Genomic DNA, 17,696 nt, shown 5'->3' on the forward strand with positions numbered 1-17,696 from the left:
CGATTTTGCCCCAGGACAGCCGCCCGGCCGGTTGACGCCATCGTGCGCCCGGGTTTGATGCCGGCATGGAAACCATACTTTCCGATGCCTCTGCGCGCGCCATCCGCTACCTGCAGGACATCCAGACCCGCGCCGTGACGCCCTCGGATGCGGCGGTGGCCGCGCTCGGGGCCTTTGATGAACCCCTGCCGGCGGGGCCGACTGATCCCGCGGCTACGCTGCGGTTGTTGGACGAAGTCGGCTCGCCCGCGACAATGGGCATGGCCGGGCCGCGCTTCTTCGGGTTTGTCATCGGCGGCGCGCTGCCCGTCACGCTGGGTGCCAACTGGCTCGCCGGCGCGTGGGACCAGAACGCCGTGCTTTACCGCGCCTCGCCGGGCACCGCGCATCTCGAGCAGGTTGCCCTGCGCTGGCTGCTGGATGTGCTGCACCTGCCCGCGACCGCGACCGGGGCTTTTGTTTCCGGGGCGACCGTCGCCAACCTGAGTGCTTTGGCCGCCGCGCGCCACGCCCTGCTCCGGCGCGCGGGCTGGAACGTCGAGGCCGACGGCCTGTTCGGGGCGCCGTCCATCACGGTGATCGTCGGCGACGAAGTTCATCCGTCGGTCACCAAGGCGCTCGGTGTGCTCGGACTCGGCCGCAACCGCGTCATCAAGGTGCCCGTGGACAACCAGGGGCGCATGCGCGCCGACCGGTTGCCGGCGATCAGCGGTCCGACGATCGTCTGCGTGCAGGCCGGCAATGTGAACACGGGGGCCGTCGACCCGATCGGCGAGATTTGCGCCCGGGCCCGCGCCGCCGGGGCTTGGGTGCATGTGGACGGGGCCTTCGGCCTGTGGGCTGCCGCCGTGCCGGACCGCGCGAAGCTGGTGGCCGGGATGGGCGAGGCCGACTCGTGGGCGACCGACGCCCACAAGTGGCTCAATGTGCCCTATGACTGCGGCCTCGCCTTTGTGCGCGACCCGCACGCGCTGCAGGCGGCCATGGCCATCACCGCCGAATACCTGCCGACGCAGACCGAGCAGCGCAACCCGAGCGATTTCACGCCGGAGCTGTCGCGCCGCGCCCGCGGTGTCGAGGTCTGGGCCGCGCTGCGCTCGCTCGGCCGCGCGGGCCTCGCGGACATGGTCGGCCGGAATTGCGCCCAAGCGCGGCGCTTTGCCGAAAAACTATCAGCGGGCGGCTGCGAAATCCTCAACGACGTCGTGCTCAATCAGGTGCTCGTCGCCTTCGGCGACGCCGAGAAGACCAGGCGCGTCATCCAGGCGATCCAGGATGACGGGACCTGCTGGGCGGGCATCACGGTCTGGCAGGGGCGCACGGCCATGCGCATCAGCGTCTCGTCCTGGGCCACGACCGAGGCCGACGTGGACCAAAGCGTCGCCGCGATGTTGCGGGCCGCCCGGGTCTGAGGCGGCTTGCCTTGGCGCCGGGTCCGGCGAAGACTGGCCCGGCTTATGAAGCTACCCCGCCTGTTGTTCCTGGCCGCCGGTCTCGCGACGATCGCCCCCGCCCAGACGCCCGGGCCCGCCGCCAAGCGCGGCTCGGCGGTTTTCAAGTTCGAGGACCTGGCGGCGAAGCCCACCGGCAACGGGGAACGCCGCGATGTCACCGCTGCGCCGACCGCCACGTTCGAACGCTTCGAGTCGCACATCACCACGCTGCTGCCCGGCCGGATATCGCATCCGCCGCACCAGCATCCGCAGGAGGAGATCATCATCCTGCGCGAAGGCACGCTCGACGTGACGATCAACGGCGTCACGACCCGCGCCGGTGCCGGTTCGCTGCTGTTCTTCGCCGCGAACGATTTTCACAACGTGAAGAACGTCGGCGACACGCCGGCGACCTACTTCGTGTTCAATTTCACGTCGGGCCTGACCAAGTCCGCCCCGAAGCAGGGCGCGGCCGCCGCGGCCGTGCCGGGCAAGCTGGCCTCGTCTGTCTTTGACTGGGCGAAGCTCGAGGTGAGGCCGACCAAGACCGGCGAGCGCCGCGAGGTCGTGAACTCACCGACCAACACGCTGGCCAGCTTCGAGTGCCACGTCACCACGCTGAAACCCGGCGAAGCCCCGCACGCCCCGCACCACCATCCCGACGAGGAGATTGTCCTCGTGAAGGAAGGCACGCTGGAGGTGACCATGAACGGCACCGTCTCGCGTGCCGGACCGGGATCGATCATTCTCGCGGGTTCCAACGAGGAGCACGGCTGGCGCAACGCCGGCGCCACGACCGCAACCTACTATGTGATGCGCATCGTGACCGACGCCACGCCGAAACCGGCAACCAAGGGCTGACCGTCCCTCCAATCCCATCCTGCCTCCGCCCATGACCTACCGCAAAATCGCCATGCCCGCGCGCAAGCGCATCGCCCTGGTCGCCCACGACGGCCAGAAGCAGAACCTCGTCGAGTGGGCCAAGTTCAACCGCGGCACGCTCGGCACGCATGAGATCTGGGCCACCGGCACGACGGGCGCCATGATGGAGGGTGTGCTCGGCCTGCCGGTGAACAAGCTGCTCAGCGGCCCGCTGGGCGGTGACCAGCAGATCGGCGCCATGATCGTCGAGGGCAAGATCGACTTCCTGATTTTCTTCTGGGACCCGCTCGAGCCGCAGCCGCATGACCCCGACGTGAAGGCGCTGCTGCGCATGGCCGTGGTCTGGAACGTGCCCACCGCGTGCGACCGCGCCACCGCGGACTTCATCATCTCGTCTCCGCTGCTGAACACGGCCTATGAGCGCCGCGTGCCGGACTACGAGGCCTACCGCAAGGCGCGGCTGGACAAGAAGGTGAAGGCGAAAAGCTGAGCGGGGCGATGTTGCAGACCAAGTCAGTCCATTCACCGATCGAGCCGGGTGACGGCCTGAGGCTGCTCGTGGCGCGTTTCCGCGGGCGCGGGCTGCCGGCGGACCGCTACGATGTGTGGATGGCGAACCTCGGCCCGAGCGAACGGCTGCTGAAGTCGGTCCTCGCCAGCAAGATCACGTGGAAGGAATTTGCCAGGCGTTACCGTGACGAACTCTTCGCGCCGGCCGCGACCGACGCCGCCAATGCCACGATCAAAAACCACGGGCAGAAGTTCACGCTGCGGCTGATTGCCAAGCTCGCCGAAAAGCAAAACGTCACGCTCCTGTGCCACTGCGCCGAGCACGCGACGCAATGCCACCGATTCCTGCTGCAAGACCTGATCGCGCGGGAAGGCGGCTAAACAGTCTGAGATTCACCCTCCCCTTTGGCGAATGTCATCTAATGGATGACAAACCGGAGGCGGGAGCACCCGTCGTTGGTAGTCTATTAGATTACGAACGACCGGGGGATGCTCACGGGCGTTTTTTCAGCGTGGTGTGAAATCCCATCTCCTTGGCCGGCGCGTCGGGTCCGGGCGGCGGATCGAGCAGGAGCATGATGCGCTGCAGCACGTCGAAGATCGCGGTCTCGTGCGAATCGAGTCGCGAGGTCAGTTCCTTTTCCAACGAGGCAAGTTTCTTCGCCAGCTCGCGGGTGTCGGTGAGCAGCCCGCGCATCTTCACGAACGCCCGCACGACAAAGACGCTCATCTGGACAGCCTGCGGGCTGTTGAGGATATTGGCCGCCATGATGGCGCCGTGTTCCGTGAAGGCGAAGGGCCGGAACTTCACATTTTTGCCGTGTTTCAAGGTCACAATTTGTGACCTTGAGATTGTATCTTGTTGGAACCTGAGACGTTGCAGATTTGCGGCTTCCGCATTTGTGAGCTCTAACAGGAAATCTGGCGGGAACTTCCGGCGGTTGCGGCGGACGGCCTGATTGAGGGCTTTCGTCGGGACGCCGTAGAGCTTGGCCAACTCTGCATCAAGGATCACGCGCTCGCCGCGGACGGTGTAGATAACGCTCTCGACGGAAGCGATCGGAGCGGACGGAGCATTCGAGACAGAAGATTTGCGCAGACGGGCACACATAAAATGAGCGGCCCGTGGCGGAAACGATGCAGAAATCACCGGCCGCGTAAAGGTCGTGAAGAGCAACGATTACTCGGATGTTTTGCTGGCGTCGGTCGACACCAGCAAGCACAGCGCGGACAGAATCAGCACAAGGACGATCATCCCGCAGGTTAACACAGCCCGCTGACAGCCCTATGTCAGGAGATGCCGGGCCGGGCCGACAGCAATAGCTCCGTCAAATTCTCGCATGATGCCTTCGGGTCCCAGCTCAACAAGTCGGGCAATTTCTCTCGCGTAGAACTCAAGGCGGTTGCTGACCGTTCTAAAACCCGACTCTGCGCAGCACAGACGCGCAGCCTTTAGATCAGCAAGGATTTTGGCGTAGGCATCCGTGGCGTGGAGCTGATCCATTAGGGAGTGTTTCAAACCCAACAAATACCCGTTTCCTGTCATTCTGAACGAAGTGAAGAATCCATGCGTTCGCTCGCGATATGGCCTTCGTTGCCGTGGATCCTTCGCTCCGCTCAGGATGACAAACCGGGTTTGAAAAAATTCCCTAATGATTCGCGGTAGCGAAAATTACTTCACGAATGCACTAACGAATTCTTGGGCCGGCATCGCCTCGAGCTTGGTGCGGTCGGCGAAGAGGGACATGAGCTGCGCGGCCTTGGCCTTGCCGTAGTGGGCGGCGAAGGCGTCGCGCGCCTTCTGCTGGAGGACGGGGATTCCCTCGCTCCGGCGGCGGCGGTGGCCGATGGGGAAGTGGACCTCGATGCGGTCCGTCTTTGAGCCGTCCTGGAAAAAAACCTGCACCGCATTGGCGATGGAGCGTTTCTCGGGGTCGAGGTAGTCCTTCGAGTAGGATTTGTCCTCGGCGACCTTCATCTTGGCGCGGAGGGCGTCAATGCGCGGGTCGGCGGCGACCTTGTCCTCGTAGTGGTCCGCCGTGAGCGCGCCGAAGATCAGCCCGATGGCCGTCATGTATTGCAGGCAGTGGTCGCGGTCAGCCGGGTTGTTCAGCGGGCCGGACTTGTCGATGATGCGGATGGCCGACTCGTGGGTGGTCAATTCGACGCGCTCGATCGCGTCGAGGCGATCCTGGACAAGCGGGTGCAGCTTCATGGCACATTCGACAGCGGTCTGGGCGTGGAACTCGGCGGGGAAGGAGATCTTGAAGAGAATCTGCTCCATCACGTAGCTGCCGAGCGGACGGGCGAGCTTGAGGGGGTTGCCCTTGAAGGAGACATCCTGGAAGCCCCAGGTCTTCGCGGTGAGCACGGACGGGTAGCCCATCTCGTCCGTCAGCGCGATGAGCGCGAGGCGCACGGCGCGGCTGGTGGCGTCACCCGCGGCCCAGGACTTGCGCGAGCCGGTGTTGGGCGCGTGGCGGTAGGTGCGCAGCGCGGAGCCGTCGAGCCAGGCGTGGGAGATGGCGTTGATGACCTGGTCGCGCGTGCCGCCGAGCATCGCGGCGGTGACGGCGGTGGAGGCGATGCGGACCAGCAGCACGTGGTCGAGGCCGACGCGGTTGAAGGAATTCTCGAGTGCGAGCACGCCTTGGATCTCGTGCGCCTTGATCATGGCGGTGAGGACGTCCTTCACCGTGAGCGGGCGGGCGTTGAGCTTGGTGGCAAAGGCGGCGACGGGCGTGCCGGCGGCGGCGTTGCGCGAGAGCCAGTCGGCGGTCGCGAGGATCGCGCCGAGGTTGTCGGAGGGGTGGCCCCACTCGGCGGCGAGCCAGGTGTCGTTGAAATCGAGCCAGCGGACGATGGCGCCGATGTTGAAGGCGCCCTGCACCGGATCGAGCTCGTGGCTGGTGCCCGGGACGCGGGCGCCGTTCTTGATGGTGGTGCCGGGGACGACGGGGCCGAGGAGCTTGGTACAGGCCGGGTAGGCGAGGGCCATGATGCCGCAGGCGAGCGTGTCGGCGAGGCACCAGCGGGCGGTGTCGTAGGCCTCGTCACTCGTGAGCTTCGCGCTGAGCGCGTAGTCGGCGAGGTCGGCGAGGAGCTTATCCGGGGCGGGGCGGACGTTGGAAATGGGGGAGGACATGGGTCTGAATCGTTCTCGTTCTCTTACTCGTAATCATTCTCTCATCTCGAGGACGAGAAAGATTACGAGAACGAGAGCGAGTCGCCGGCTGAATTAACCCCTTTGGGCGAGCGGCGGGAAGGGCCGGGGGTCGGGGCCGGTGTAGTTGGCGCCGGGGCGGATGATCTTGCCGTCGATGCGCTGCTCGATGATGTGCGCGGCCCAGCCGGCGGAGCGGGCCACGACGAACAGCGGCGTGAACATGGCGGTCGGCACGCCCATCTCGTGGTAGGCCACGGCGCTGAACCAATCGAGGTTGGGGAACATCTTTTTCTCGTTCCCCATGAGCGTCTCGATCCGCTCGGCGATGTGGAAGAGGTTCACGTTGCCGGTCTCGGCGCAGAGGTGGTGGGCGATCTGCTTGATGATGGCGTTGCGCGGGTCGCTGACGGTGTAGACCGGGTGGCCGAAACCGATGACGATCTCCTTGGCGGCAAGGCGTGCGCGGATGTCGGCCTCGGCCTGGTCGGGAGACTTGTAGCGCTGCTGGATCTCGTAGGCGACCTCGTTGGCGCCGCCGTGTTTGGGGCCGCGCAGCGCGCCGATGGCGCCGGTGATGGCCGAGTGAAAGTCCGTGGCCGTGCCGGCGATGACGCGGGCGGTGAAGGTCGAGGCGTTGAACTCATGCTCGGCGTAGAGGATGAGCGAGCGGTCGAGCGCACGGACGTGCGAGCCCGTCGGCGGGCGCTGGTGCAGCAGGTGCAGGAAATGCGCGGCGATGGAATCGTCCGCCATGTCGACCATGATGCGTTTGCCGTGGCGGGCGAAGTGGTGCCAGTAGAGCAGCATCGAGGGGAAGCAGGCGAGCAGCCGGTCGGCCAGGTCGCGGGCGCCCGGGGCGGAGGCGGCGCCGGCGCCGGCCGACGGGAGCTTCTCGTGCTCGAGGTTGCCGAGCATCGAACAGCCGGTGCGCAGGACGTCCATCGGGTGGGCGCTGGCCGGGATCTGCTCGAGCACGGCGCGCAGTGGCACGGGCAGGCCCCGGAGTTTCTTCAGTTTCTCGCGGTAGGCGTGCAGCTCGGCGGCGTTGGGCAGGCGCTCGTGGATGAGCAGGAAGGCGACTTCCTCGTAGGTGGCGTGCGCCGCCACGTCGGCGATGTCGTAGCCGCGGTAATGGAGGTCGTTCCCGGTGTGGCCGACGGTGCAGATGGCGGTGTTGCCCGCGATGACGCCGGAGAGCGCGACGGATTTCTTGACCTTGGGGGCGGGGGCGTCGTCGGACATGGTGGATTATTTCGGGGGTTGATAGCCAAGAATGTCGTAGAGATCGGCGCGGGTCTGCATCTGGCCGACGACGTTCTTCTGGGTGCCGTCCTGGCGGAGGGCGGCGTAAACCTCGCGCGAGGCGGCGGCGGCGGCGCGCGAGGCGGAAAGCGGGTAGAGCGCCATTGCGAGGCCCGCGGCGCGGAGTTCGTCGCGGGTGAAATAGGGCGTCTGGCCGAACTCGGTGAGGTTGGCCAGCACCGGGGCCGGCACCGCGGCGGTGAAGGCGCGGAAATCGTCGAGCGAGCGCAGCGCCTCGGCGAAGATCATGTCGGCCCCGGCGGCGACGTAGGCCTGGGCACGGGCGATGGTGGCCGGCACGCCCTCGTTGGCTGCGGCGTCCGTGCGCGCCATGACGACGAAGTCGCGGTCAGGTTTGCCGGAAACGGCGGACTGCACACGCGTGACCATCTCGGCGGTGGACACAAGGTGCTTGCCCGGGAGATGACCGCAGAGCTTGGCCGGGACCTGGTCCTCGATATGCACGGCGGCGACGCCGGCCGCGGCCATTTCGCGGACGGCGCGGGCGGGATCGTCCCAGCCGGTGTCGATGTCAACCAGCAGCGGCAGGTCCACCCGCTGGGCAATGCGGCGGGCGTCGATGAGCACATCGGCCAGCTCGGTCTGGCCGGTGTCGGGCAGGCCGTAGCTGTGGTTGGCCACGCCGGCTCCGGACAGATAGAGAGCCCGGAACCCCGCGCGTTGGGCCAGCAGGGCCGCATAGGCGTTGAGGGCCCCGGCGATCTGGAGCGGTTTTTCGGCCAGGAGGGCTTCGCGGAATTTTTTGCCGGGGGACATCAGTGAGGAATAGTTGGGCTGGGGCCGCGTCCGCCTTCGCCAAGGCTACGGCGCGACGAGCGGAATTTCTGGCCTGGGGTCGTGAGCATCGGGAAGGGGAAAAAGCGTCCGGCAAGTTAGGTCACGGCAGCCGCGATGTCGAGGCGGCGTCCGCCGTCGTCCCGCTCCGGTGCGACCAGGCTGGGGCGCGCCGGAGCCGGTTGTTATAATAGCGTATAGGCCGGGGTGCGCCGTGTTGGCTCTTGCCCAACCCGGCGACAATGGGTGAGATTTGCGGCTATGAAAGTAGTCATACTTTGCGGTGGCAAGGGCACCCGTCTGCGCGAGGAGACGGAATACCGGCCGAAGCCCATGGTGCCGATCGGCAACCGGCCGATCCTGTGGCACATCATGAAGACCTACGCGCACTACGGGCACAAAGACTTCGTCCTCTGCCTCGGCTACAAGGGGGACATGATCAAGGACTACTTCCGCAATTACCTCTGGAACACCTGCGATGTCACGCTCTCCCTGGGCCAGAAGCCCGCCGCCCGGTTCCACCATGGCCACGGCGAGGAGGACTGGAGCGTGACCTTGGCGGACACCGGCGAAAACACCATGACCGCCCACCGCGTGAAGCAGATCCAGCGCTACATTCCCGAGGGCAAGCCGTTCATGCTCACCTACGGCGACGGCCTGGCGACCATCGACATCAAGGCGCTGGTCGCAGCGCACAAAAAGTCCCGCAAGGTCTGCACGCTCTCGGCGGTGCACCCGGCGGGCCGCTTTGGGGCGCTCCGCATCGAGGCTGACGGCCGCATCCAGACCTTCAGCGAGAAGCCCCAGTTCGAGGACGCCCACGTCAACGGCGGCTACATGGTCTGCGAACACCGCATGTTCGACTACCTGCCCGACGACCCCACCGTCATGCTCGAGCGGCAGCCGATGGAAAAACTGGTGCGCGACGGCCAGCTCAACGCCTACCCGCACGAGGGCTTCTGGCAGCCGATGGACACTTACCAGGAGACGCAGCACCTCAACTCCCTGTGGGCCGCGGGCAACGCGCCATGGAAAGTCTGGTGAAAGGCGGCGCCGGCAATTCGCGGTCCTTTGGCGGGGCCTTCGCCGGCAAGCGCGTGCTCGTCACCGGCCACACCGGCTTCAAGGGCGCGTGGCTGTGCGAGTGGCTGCTCGCGCTCGGCGCGCATGTCACCGGGTTCGCCCTGCCGCCGGTCACGACGCCGGCGCTGTTCGACGAGCTCGGGCTCGCCGGCCGGATCAAGGACCGGCGCGGCGACGTTCGCGATCTCGCCGCCGTGCGGGCCGCCGTGGACGCGGCGCGGCCCGACTACGTCTTCCATCTCGCGGCGCAGCCGCTCGTGCGGCTGTCCTACGCGCAGCCGGTCGAGACCTATGCCACCAACATCATGGGCACGGTGCACCTGCTCGAGGCGGTCCGCCTCGCCGGCATCCGCTGTGCGGTCGTCGTGGTGACCACGGACAAGTGCTACGAGAACACGGAGCGCGCGCACGCCTACCGCGAGGAGGAGCCGATGGGCGGCCACGATCCCTACAGTTCCTCCAAGGGCGCGACCGAGCTCGTGGTGTCGGCCTACCGGCGTTCGTATTTTTCCGCGGCGGACTCTCCGGTGCGACTCGCCTCGGCGCGCGCCGGCAACGTCATCGGCGGCGGCGACTGGGCGCTGGACCGCATCGTGCCGGACTGCATCCGCAGCCTGCAGCGCGGCGAGGCGATCCCGGTGCGCAACCGCCACGCCACGCGGCCGTGGCAGCATGTGCTGGAACCGCTCAGCGGCTACCTCTGGCTCGGGGCAGCATTGGCCAATCCTCAGGTTTCAGGTCTCAGGTTTCAGGTTTCTGATTACGCCTCCGCCTTCAACTTCGGCCCGTCGCCCGACGCGACCCGGCCGGTCGTCGCCCTCGTCGAGGAAGTGCTGAAGCACTGGCCGGGCCAATGGGAGGACCGGACCGACCCCAAGGCCGTGCACGAGGCCACGCTGCTCAGCCTCGCCATCGACAAGGCCGCCCGCGTGCTCGGCTGGAAGCCGGTATGGGATTTTACTGCGACCATTGCGCAAACGGTCGGGTGGTATAGGCTGGTTTCCGCGGACGCGGCCGTCGCGGCCACGCACACCCGCCGGCAGATCGCGGCCTACGAGACGGCGGCCCGCGCGCTCAACCTGACTTGGACCCAATGAACAAGACCCCGGCAGAACTGAAGGCGGAGATCCTGCGCCTGACCCGCGAATTCTCGGCGCTCACCCACGGCGCCAACCGGGCCGGCGCGGACAACACGGCGCCCTTTGTCGCCGGCCAGACGACGGTGCCCTACGCGGCGCGCGTCTTCAACGCCGACGAGGTCGAGGCGGCCGTCGGCGCGACGCTCGACTTCTGGCTCACGCTCGGGCCCGAGGGCGCGGCCTTCGAGACGGAACTCGCGGCGCTGCTGGGCGTGAAGCACTCGCTCCTCGTCAACTCCGGCTCGTCCGCCAACCTGGTGGCCTTCTCCACGCTGACGACGCACAAGCTGCCGGCGGCGAAGCGCATCGCGCCCGGCGACGAGGTCATCACCGTGGCGGCCGGTTTCCCCACGACGGTGGCGCCCATCATCCAGGGCGGCGCGGTGCCGGTCTTCATCGACAACGATCCCGCCACGGGCAACGCCCGCGTGGAGCAGCTCGAGGCGGCTTTCGCGCCCGGCAAGACCAAGGCCGTGATGATGGCGCACACGCTCGGCAATCCCTTCGACCTGGGCGCCGTGCTCGAATTCTGCCGGAAGCACGACCTGTGGCTGATCGAGGACAACTGCGACGCGCTCGGCTGCACCTATTCGCTGCCGGTGGCCCGCGCGAACGCGCTCGGCTTCAAGGAAAACTCACCGGGGATTCCGGGTAACGGCACGCACATCACGCGTTTTACCGGGGCGTGGGGCGATATCTCGACGCAGTCGTTCTATCCACCGCACCACCTGACGATGGGCGAGGGCGGGGCGGTGAGCATCGTCCACCGGCCGCCGCTCAAGACCTACGCCGAGAGTTTCCGCGACTGGGGCCGCGACTGCTGGTGCGCGAGCGGCAAGGACGATACCTGCGGCAAGCGCTTCCAGTGGCAACTCGGCGAGCTGCCGAAGGGGTATGATCACAAATACATCTACAGCCACCTCGGCTACAACCTGAAGCCGCTCGACCCGCAGGCCGCCATCGGCCGCCAGCAGCTGAAGAAGCTGCCGGCGTTCATCGAGGCGCGGAAAAAAAACTGGGAGACACTGCGCGCGGGGCTGGCCGACCTCGGCGAGTTTTTCGACTTCTCCCTGCCCACCCACGCCACCGCGTGGAATTCGCCGTCCTCCGTCGTCCGTTCTCCGTCCTCTGTTTTTTCCTGGGACGCCACGGGCTGCCGCACCGACTGTTCGTGGTTCGGTTTCATGCTCCGCGTGAAGGCCGGCGCGCCGTTTTCTCACACGGACCTCGGGCGGCACCTCGACGCGAAGAAGATCGGCAACCGCATGCTCTTTGGCGGCAACCTGCTCCGGCAACCGGCGTTCGTGCAGCTCAAGAAGGACCGGCCGGCGGCGCTCCGGGTCATCGGCGACCTGCCCGGCGCCGACGAGCTGATGCACCGGGCGCTGTTCCTCGGCACCTATCCCGGCCTCACGCCCGCGATGCTGGCCTACGAGCTGGAGGTCATCCACGAGTTCGTGCGCTCCCGCTGATGCCCGCTCCGCTGCCACCGCTGCCCGCCGAGGATCTCGACCATGTGCTGGCCCACACCGGCCAGCTCTGGGTCGGCGCGCGTGGGGCGACGATCTTCGTCACGGGCGGCACGGGTTTTTTCGGCACCTGGCTGTTGGAGAGCTTCGTCCGCGCCAACGACACGCTGGGACTGGGCATGCGGGCGACCGTGCTGACGCGCGATCCCGCGGCCTTTGCCCGGAAGGCCCCGCACCTGGCGGGGCGCAGCGACCTGGCGTTTCATCAGGGCGAGCTGCGCACCTTTGCGTTTCCCGCCGGGCGCTTCACCCACCTGATCCACGCCGCCGCCGACACCGGCGTGTGGACGAAGAACGAGTCTCCGGCCGGGTTGATCGAACGCATCGCCACCGGCATGCGCCACCTGCTCGACTTTGCCGCCGGCGCGGGGATCAAAAATTTCCTGCACGTCAGCTCGGGCGCGGTCTACGGTCCGCAGCCGGCCGCACTGACCCACGTGCCCGAGGATTATCCGGGCATCACCGATCCGCTCCCGGCCGGCGCGGCTTGGGCCGAGGGCAAGCGGGTGGCCGAGCAGCTGTGCCTCGCGCACGCGGCCCAGCACGGCTATGCGCTTAAGATTGCCCGCTGTTTTGCCTTTGTCGGCCCGCATCTCGACGAGAATTACGCCATGGGCAATTTTATCGGCGATGCGCTGCATGGCCGGCCCATCCAGGTGAAGGGCGACGGCACGCCGCACCGCTCCTACCTTTATGCGTCCGATCTCGCGATCTGGCTGTGGACGCTGCTCTTTGCCGGGGCGCCCGGCCGGGCTTACAATGTCGGCTCGCCGGACGATCTGAGCATCGCGGAAACGGCGCGGACCGTGGCCGCCGCCGCCGGCGAATCGCTGCCGGTGAAAATCGCCGAGACGCCCGCACCGGGCCGCCCGCTTTCCCGCTATGTCCCGTCGGTTGAGCGGGCTGAAATCGAACTCGGTTTGCGGGCCTGGATCCCGCTGAATGAGGCGGTCCGCAAAACCCTCGCCTGGCAGCGCAGCGCCAAGGCAGTCCTTTCCTCATGAGCGCAAAAAAACTCGGCGTCGCCATCCTGGGCACCGGCAACATCGGCACCGACCTGATGATGAAGGTGCTGCGCTCGCCGGTGCTCGAGTGCCGCCTGTTTGCCGGCCGCAACCTGTCCTCGCCGGGCATGACGAAGGCCAGCCTGCTCAATGTGCCAGTCTCGGCGAAGGGCTTCCAAAGCATCGTCGACCTGAAGGACGAGCTCGCCCTGGTGTTTGATGCCACGAGCGCCATGGACCACCAGAAGCACGCGCCCGTGCTGAAGGAGCTCGGCCTGGTCGCGGTTGACCTCACTCCGGCCAAGGTCGGGCGGATGTGCGTGCCGGCGGTGAACCTCGCCGAGTGTCTGCACGAACCCAACGTCAACATGATCACCTGCGGCGGCCAGGCCTCGATCCCGCTGGCCTACGCGATCAAGTCGGCGAATCCCGGTGTGGAATACCTCGAGGCCGTCTCGAGCATCGCCTCGCGCAGCGCCGGGCCGGCCACGCGCATCAACCTCGACGAATACCTCCAGACCACGGAGCAGGGACTCCAGCTGTTCGGCGGCTGCGCCCGAACCAAGGCGATCCTGAACCTGAACCCCGCCCAGCCCTGCGTGCACATGCAGACCACCGTGATGGCCAGGATCGCGAAACCGGATCTTGAGCGCACGCGCGCCGCGGTCGCGGAGATGGTCGCCCGGATCAAGGCCTACATCCCCGGCTACCAGCTGGTCCTCGAACCGATGCTCGAGAACGGCCGGCTCGTGGCCATGGTGCGCGTGGACGGGCTCGGCGACTACCTGCCGCGCTACGCCGGCAACCTTGACATCATCAACTGCGCCGCGATTGCTTTTGCCGAAGCCTACGCCCGGCAACGGACCGCTTAAACCTGATCCCCATGTCTGACGGCAAACCCACCATCACGGTCTGCGACGCGACGCTGCGCGACGGTTCGCACGCCTACAGCCACCAGATCACGCTCGAGCAGGTGAAGGCCTACGCGACGGCCGCGGAAGCGGCCGGTTTCAATTTCCTCGAGGTCGGCCACGGCAACGGGCTCGGCGCCTCCTCGCTGCAGGTCGGGGAAAGCCTCGTGCCGGAGGGCGAGATGCTGCGCGCCGCCAAGGCCTGCCTGCAGCGCACCAAGCTGAGCGTCCATGTCATTCCCGGCTTTGCCACCATCAACCGTGAGATCGCGCAGGCGATGGAGGCGGGCGTGGAGCTGTTTCGCGTCGGCTGCCACTGCACCGAGGCCGACATCACGCAGCGGCACATCGGCCACGTGCGCTCCGCGGGCCGCGAGGCCTGGGGCGTGCTCATGATGAGCCACATGGTTTCCGCCGATGTCCTGCTGGAGGAGACCAAGAAGATGCAGTCCTACGGCGCCCAGGGCATCGTGCTCATGGACTCGGCCGGCGCTTATTTCCCGGCCGACGTGACCGCCAAGGTCGGCCTGCTGGCCGCGAAGCTCGAAGTGCCGGTGGGTTTCCATGCGCACAACAATCTCGGGCTCGCCGTCGCCAACTCGATCGCCGCGCTCGAGGCGGGCGCCCGCATTGTCGACGGCACGGGTCGCGGCTTCGGCGCCGGGGCCGGCAACGCGCCGATCGAGCTGATCGCGGCGGTGCTGATCAAGCAGGGCTACACCACCAGCCTCGACCTCTACAGGGCGCTCGATGCCGGCGACCTCGCGGCGAAGCTCTTCGCCGGCTCGCTGCCCGAGTCCAACGGCGTGACCATCGTCAGCGGCATGACGGGTGTATTCTCCGGTTTCTCCAAGCCCGTGCAGCGCGCCGCGAAGCAGTTCGGCGTCGACGGGCGCGACATCTTCTTCGAGCTCGGCAAGCGCAAGGTCGTCGGCGGCCAGGAGGACCTGATCCTCGAGGTGGCCGACCAACTGGCGAAGCACAGCAAGGACGCGGGCCAAACCCCGCCAGTGCCATGAACCAGGCCATCGCCCTCGTCCGCGCCGACGCCGAGGCCGTGCTGTCGGGCCGCCTCGAGCGCCTGGCCCCGTTGCGTGGGCAGCACCTCTTCATCACCGGTGGCACCGGTTTCCTCGGCACGTGGCTGCTCGAACTCGCGAAGGTCCTGAACGAGCGGCACCAGTTCGGGCTGCAGGTCACCGTCTTCAGCCGCAACACCCAGGCCTTCGCCGCGCGCTGGCCGCATCTCGGGAAGGAGAAGTGGGTGACCCTGCAGGACGGCGACATCCGCTATTTCACGGAGCTGCCGCGCGACGTGCGCTACGTCATCCACGCCGCCGCGCTCACCGACCGCCGCGTGTTCGCCTCACACCCGAGCGCGGTGGCGGAAACCAACACGGTGGGCACGCTGCGGATCCTCCGCGCCGCCACGCTGCTCGAGGACCTGCAGAAGGTCGTGCTCCTGAGCTCGGGCCTCGTCTACGGCGGCCAGCCGTGGGACCTGCCGCGCATCAACGAGGATTTCGGCGGCGTGTTGAAGTGCAACGACGTGAACGCGGTCTACCCCGAGTCCAAGCGCCTCGCCGAGGTGATCGCGCAGTGCGCGATCAGCGAGAGCAAGCTGCCGGTGGTGACGCTGCGGCCGTTCGCCTTTGTCGGGCCCTATCAGTCGCTGCAGCTGCCGTGGGCGGTGACGGACTTCATCCGCGACAGCTTCCGCGGCGGACCGATCCGGCTCATGGGCGACGGGGCGACGGTGCGCAGCATCATGTATTACAGCGATTTTGCCTGCGGGGTGCTGCTGGCGCTCGCGGCCGGCCGGCCGCGCACGACCTATAATCTCGGCAGCGACGAGCCGGTCGACCTGCTCACGCTGGCGCAGAAGATCACCCGGTATTTCTCGCCGGTGCCCGAGATCAAGCTGCGCCTTGGTCAGGCCGGCCACGACCGCAACCGGCTGGTGCCGGACACGTCACGGATGGCGGCGGATCTCGGCTTCAATGTCACTGTGCCGCTGGATGCCGCCCTCCAGAAAACCATCGAGTGGCACCGGCTCACCGGGGGCTGGCAGAGTGTCCCGCCGTTTTCCAATGCAACGAAAAGTCAGTGACCTGATCGCGGAGTTTTTTGAGCGGAAGGGCGTGAAGCACGCCTTCGGCATCATTGGCTCGGCCAACGCCCACATCTTCGATTCGATCTTCTACCAGTCGAAGATCGAGCTGATCTGCCCGCACCACGAGCAGGCCTGCACCATGGCGATCCAGAGCTACTGGAAGGTCAGCGGCCAGCCGACGTTCGCCTTGGTCACCGCCGGCGCCGGCTCGAGCAACGCGATCACCGGTGTGCTCTCGGCGTGGGCCGATTCCATCCCCTGCCTGATCATCTCCGGCCAGGAAAACGCGCGCTACGTCACGCCCGGCTTCGATCGCCGGATGTATGGCATCCAGGGTTACGACAGCCCGTTTGCCGTCAGCAAGATGACGAAATACGGCGCGCGGGTGATGACGCCGGAGCAAACGTTGTATGAACTGGAGAAGGCGTGGCACATCGCCACGACCGGCCGGCCGGGCCCGTGCTGGATCGATTTTCCGCAGAGCGTGCAGTCGGCGATGGTGAAGGAGAGCACGCTGGCGCACTATACACCCGAAGCGCCGCCAACGGCCGTCGCCCCGCTGGTGGGCGAGGCTTTGCAACGCGAGGTGGTGGCGACGCTGACACGCCTGCGCGGCGCGAAGCGACCGCTGCTCTGGCTCGGCGTGGGCATTCGCATGGCCGGCGCGCAGAAAGAATTGAAGGCATTTGTCGAGGCGCTCGGCGTGCCCGTGCTGGTGACCTGGTCGGCGATCGACCTGCTGCCCGGCGGACATCCGCTGGTGATGGGCAGCGCGGGCGTCTACGGCCAGCGCGCGGCGAACTTCATTCTCCAGAGTTGCGACTGCCTGGTGACCATCGGGACCCGGCTCGCGATCCCGCAGGTCGGGTATGACATCAGCGAACTGGCGCGGGCGGCCAAGGACATCACGGTCGTCGACATCGACCCGACCGAGCTGAAGAAATACCCGGAGCGGTTCAACCATCCGGTGCGCGCCGATGCAGGCGGCTTCATCCGCGAGCTGCAGCGACAGGCGGCGACCGCCCCGCTCCCGGCGCCGAAAGAGTGGCTCGCTTGGTGCGGCGAGGTGCGCGCGCGCTTCCCGTGGATCGGGCCCGAGCACGCCGACAAGGACGGGTTTATCAATTCCTACAAGTTCATGGACCGGCTGGTCGGCCAGCTCAAGCCCGACCAGGTGGTCGTGACGGACATGGGCACGGCGCTGCTCAGCGGCCACCAGGCGCTGCGAATCACGCCGCCGCAGCGGCTGATCACGTCGCAGGGCCTCGGCGAGATGGGCTTCGGCCTGCCCGGCGCCATCGGCGCCTCCTTCGCGCGCAACCGCGGCGAGGTGCTCTGCCTGAACTGCGACGGCGGCATGATGATGAACCTGCAGGAGCTGCAGACCGTCGCGCACCACCAGCTCCCGATCAAACTCATCATCTTCAACAACGACGGCTACCTGATGATCAAACACACGCAGAAAGCGGTGCTCAAGGGCCGCTACGCCGGCACGGACGCCAAGTCCGGCGTATCGTGTCCGGATTTCAGCAAGCTGGCGACAGCGTTCGGCATGCCGGCCTTCCGGATCCGCACGTGGGAGGATTTCGACCGCGAGATGCCGAAGGTGCTGGCCGCGGCCGGCCCGGTGATCTGCGAGGTGTTCATGGCGCCCGAGCAGTTCTTCCACCCCAAGCTGGGCATCTCGGTGCAGCCCGACGGCACGCTCATCTCGCCGCCGCTCGAGGACCTGTCGCCCTTCCTGCCGCGCGAGACGCTAAGGGCCAACCTGCAGGGGCCGCTGCACCCGAAGTCGGAGAAGATCCAGCCGGGTTGAGTCGCGCGCCGCG

Annotated in this window: 16 protein-coding genes; 12 read left to right on the forward strand and 4 right to left on the reverse strand. The window is 67.0% G+C overall.

Annotation, left to right across the window (positions count from 1 at the left end):
• The first annotated feature begins 65 nt into the window (after positions 1-65).
• From BLU29_RS08975 to BLU29_RS08990, 4 genes are read left to right on the forward strand one after another with little or no spacing between them, the layout of a single operon-like run.
• Entirely contained in the window at positions 66-1,412 is a 1,347-nt protein-coding gene (locus tag BLU29_RS08975) for an aminotransferase class V-fold PLP-dependent enzyme (protein ID WP_091056896.1), read from the forward strand.
• 45 nt (positions 1,413-1,457) lie between these two features.
• Positions 1,458-2,294, forward strand: coding sequence for a cupin domain-containing protein (locus tag BLU29_RS08980; protein WP_091056899.1), 837 nt, complete (start codon positions 1,458-1,460; stop codon positions 2,292-2,294).
• Between the two features lie 31 nt (positions 2,295-2,325).
• Positions 2,326-2,805 carry a methylglyoxal synthase gene (locus BLU29_RS08985; protein WP_091056901.1) on the forward strand — a complete coding sequence of 160 codons (480 nt, stop codon included), beginning with the start codon at positions 2,326-2,328 and terminating at the stop codon, positions 2,803-2,805.
• 8 nt (positions 2,806-2,813) lie between these two features.
• Positions 2,814-3,206 (forward strand): DUF488 domain-containing protein, encoded by a 393-nt coding sequence (locus tag BLU29_RS08990; protein ID WP_091056903.1) that lies wholly within the window; start codon positions 2,814-2,816, stop codon positions 3,204-3,206.
• A gap of 112 nt (positions 3,207-3,318) precedes the next feature.
• On the opposite strand, the gene BLU29_RS08995 is transcribed toward BLU29_RS08990, so the two are convergent.
• The 4 genes from BLU29_RS08995 to prpB all read right to left on the reverse strand — a co-directional run bounded on the left by BLU29_RS08995 (position 3,319) and on the right by prpB (position 8,070).
• Positions 3,319-3,936 carry an ORF6N domain-containing protein gene (locus BLU29_RS08995; protein WP_091056905.1) on the reverse strand — a complete coding sequence of 206 codons (618 nt, stop codon included), beginning with the start codon at positions 3,934-3,936 and terminating at the stop codon, positions 3,319-3,321.
• Between the two features lie 561 nt (positions 3,937-4,497).
• Positions 4,498-5,970: a bifunctional 2-methylcitrate dehydratase/aconitate hydratase gene (locus BLU29_RS09005; RefSeq protein WP_091056910.1), complete on the reverse strand. Its 1,473-nt coding sequence runs from the start codon at positions 5,968-5,970 to the stop codon at positions 4,498-4,500.
• Between the two features lie 93 nt (positions 5,971-6,063).
• Complete coding sequence (gene prpC / locus BLU29_RS09010) at positions 6,064-7,233, reverse strand: 2-methylcitrate synthase (RefSeq protein ID WP_091056913.1); 1,170 nt, start codon at positions 7,231-7,233, stop codon at positions 6,064-6,066.
• 6 nt (positions 7,234-7,239) lie between these two features.
• Positions 7,240-8,070 (reverse strand): methylisocitrate lyase, encoded by an 831-nt coding sequence (prpB, locus tag BLU29_RS09015; RefSeq protein ID WP_091056914.1) that lies wholly within the window; start codon positions 8,068-8,070, stop codon positions 7,240-7,242.
• 279 nt (positions 8,071-8,349) lie between these two features.
• Between prpB and rfbF the strand changes: the two genes are divergently transcribed.
• The 8 genes from rfbF to BLU29_RS09055 are packed head-to-tail and all read left to right on the forward strand — an operon-like array spanning position 8,350 to position 17,683.
• Positions 8,350-9,132 carry a glucose-1-phosphate cytidylyltransferase gene (gene rfbF, locus BLU29_RS09020; RefSeq protein ID WP_091056917.1) on the forward strand — a complete coding sequence of 261 codons (783 nt, stop codon included), beginning with the start codon at positions 8,350-8,352 and terminating at the stop codon, positions 9,130-9,132.
• Positions 9,117-10,268: a CDP-glucose 4,6-dehydratase gene (rfbG, locus tag BLU29_RS09025; protein WP_091056920.1), complete on the forward strand. Its 1,152-nt coding sequence runs from the start codon at positions 9,117-9,119 to the stop codon at positions 10,266-10,268. Before rfbF ends, rfbG begins: the two co-directional genes overlap by 16 nt.
• A complete protein-coding gene (gene rfbH, locus BLU29_RS09030) occupies positions 10,265-11,782 on the forward strand; it encodes a lipopolysaccharide biosynthesis protein RfbH (RefSeq protein WP_091056922.1) in 1,518 nt (505 codons plus the stop codon). The genes rfbG and rfbH overlap by 4 nt, the downstream gene beginning before the upstream one ends.
• Complete coding sequence (locus BLU29_RS09035; protein ID WP_091056925.1) at positions 11,782-12,843, forward strand: NAD-dependent epimerase/dehydratase family protein; 1,062 nt, start codon at positions 11,782-11,784, stop codon at positions 12,841-12,843. The genes rfbH and BLU29_RS09035 overlap by 1 nt, the downstream gene beginning before the upstream one ends.
• Entirely contained in the window at positions 12,840-13,715 is an 876-nt protein-coding gene (locus BLU29_RS09040; RefSeq protein WP_091056926.1) for an acetaldehyde dehydrogenase (acetylating), read from the forward strand. Before BLU29_RS09035 ends, BLU29_RS09040 begins: the two co-directional genes overlap by 4 nt.
• An 11-nt stretch (positions 13,716-13,726) precedes the next feature.
• Positions 13,727-14,773, forward strand: coding sequence for a 4-hydroxy-2-oxovalerate aldolase (gene dmpG / locus BLU29_RS09045; RefSeq protein ID WP_091056929.1), 1,047 nt, complete (start codon positions 13,727-13,729; stop codon positions 14,771-14,773).
• A complete protein-coding gene (locus tag BLU29_RS09050; protein ID WP_091056932.1) occupies positions 14,770-15,864 on the forward strand; it encodes an NAD(P)-dependent oxidoreductase in 1,095 nt (364 codons plus the stop codon). Before dmpG ends, BLU29_RS09050 begins: the two co-directional genes overlap by 4 nt.
• Positions 15,845-17,683 (forward strand): thiamine pyrophosphate-binding protein, encoded by a 1,839-nt coding sequence (locus tag BLU29_RS09055; RefSeq protein WP_091056935.1) that lies wholly within the window; start codon positions 15,845-15,847, stop codon positions 17,681-17,683. Before BLU29_RS09050 ends, BLU29_RS09055 begins: the two co-directional genes overlap by 20 nt.
• The last annotated feature ends 13 nt before the right edge of the window (positions 17,684-17,696 follow it).

Origin of the sequence: Opitutus sp. GAS368 (assembly GCF_900104925.1) — a bacterium.
In the GTDB taxonomy this organism is placed as follows: domain Bacteria; phylum Verrucomicrobiota; class Verrucomicrobiia; order Opitutales; family Opitutaceae; genus Lacunisphaera.

Coding starts and splice junctions, on each gene's coding strand:
- BLU29_RS08975 (WP_091056896.1), top strand. CDS start 66: ATGGAAACCATACTTTCCGATGCCTCTGCGCGCGCCATCCGCTACCTG.
- BLU29_RS08980 (WP_091056899.1), top strand. CDS start 1,458: ATGAAGCTACCCCGCCTGTTGTTCCTGGCCGCCGGTCTCGCGACGATC.
- BLU29_RS08985 (WP_091056901.1), top strand. CDS start 2,326: ATGACCTACCGCAAAATCGCCATGCCCGCGCGCAAGCGCATCGCCCTG.
- BLU29_RS08990 (WP_091056903.1), top strand. CDS start 2,814: ATGTTGCAGACCAAGTCAGTCCATTCACCGATCGAGCCGGGTGACGGC.
- BLU29_RS08995 (WP_091056905.1), bottom strand. CDS start 3,936: ATGTGTGCCCGTCTGCGCAAATCTTCTGTCTCGAATGCTCCGTCCGCT.
- BLU29_RS09005 (WP_091056910.1), bottom strand. CDS start 5,970: ATGTCCTCCCCCATTTCCAACGTCCGCCCCGCCCCGGATAAGCTCCTC.
- prpC (WP_091056913.1), bottom strand. CDS start 7,233: ATGTCCGACGACGCCCCCGCCCCCAAGGTCAAGAAATCCGTCGCGCTC.
- prpB (WP_091056914.1), bottom strand. CDS start 8,070: ATGTCCCCCGGCAAAAAATTCCGCGAAGCCCTCCTGGCCGAAAAACCG.
- rfbF (WP_091056917.1), top strand. CDS start 8,350: ATGAAAGTAGTCATACTTTGCGGTGGCAAGGGCACCCGTCTGCGCGAG.
- rfbG (WP_091056920.1), top strand. CDS start 9,117: ATGGAAAGTCTGGTGAAAGGCGGCGCCGGCAATTCGCGGTCCTTTGGC.
- rfbH (WP_091056922.1), top strand. CDS start 10,265: ATGAACAAGACCCCGGCAGAACTGAAGGCGGAGATCCTGCGCCTGACC.
- BLU29_RS09035 (WP_091056925.1), top strand. CDS start 11,782: ATGCCCGCTCCGCTGCCACCGCTGCCCGCCGAGGATCTCGACCATGTG.
- BLU29_RS09040 (WP_091056926.1), top strand. CDS start 12,840: ATGAGCGCAAAAAAACTCGGCGTCGCCATCCTGGGCACCGGCAACATC.
- dmpG (WP_091056929.1), top strand. CDS start 13,727: ATGTCTGACGGCAAACCCACCATCACGGTCTGCGACGCGACGCTGCGC.
- BLU29_RS09050 (WP_091056932.1), top strand. CDS start 14,770: ATGAACCAGGCCATCGCCCTCGTCCGCGCCGACGCCGAGGCCGTGCTG.
- BLU29_RS09055 (WP_091056935.1), top strand. CDS start 15,845: ATGCAACGAAAAGTCAGTGACCTGATCGCGGAGTTTTTTGAGCGGAAG.